The sequence below is a fragment of the Bradyrhizobium sp. NBAIM08 genome, assembly GCF_020193935.1.
Classification (GTDB): Bacteria; Pseudomonadota; Alphaproteobacteria; order Rhizobiales; family Xanthobacteraceae; genus Bradyrhizobium; species Bradyrhizobium yuanmingense.
Window position 1 is genome coordinate 1 of record NZ_JADYVR010000604.1, and the last position, 427, is coordinate 427.

A 427-nucleotide genomic window follows, 5' to 3' on the forward strand; every position below is an offset into this window, starting at 1 on the left:
GAGGCAGATCCAATAAAAATTCAGAATGCCGTGGATTATGGTCACCAGGTGGCAACAGCAATTTTCAATTGGTCAAAAACAGATGGCGCACACCAGGCTTACAGCCACGTAGTAGACCCAACCTATACACCACCTGCAGGTGCAGGATTGTGGGTGCCCACACCTCCTGCCAATGCTTCCGCCGTACATCCACGCTGGGGCGTTAACCGCAGCTTTATTGCCAACGTTGCTGCATCCACCCAACCGACTCCACCACCAGCCTATTCCACCGCCACCAATTCAGCATTTTATGCAATGGTAAATGAGGTATATAGTACTTCATTATCGCTTACACGTGAAGATTCTACCATTGCTAGATTTTGGGGCGACCAGCCGGGAAATCTGAATGTGCCTGCACATGCTACCAATATCCTTACGCAGTTAATTA

Annotated in this window: 1 pseudogene; it reads left to right on the forward strand. The window is 48.9% G+C overall.

The annotated features are described in order from the left end of the window. A pseudogene (locus I6F37_RS41165) lies at nt 1-427 on the forward strand (hypothetical protein); the annotation flags it as partial.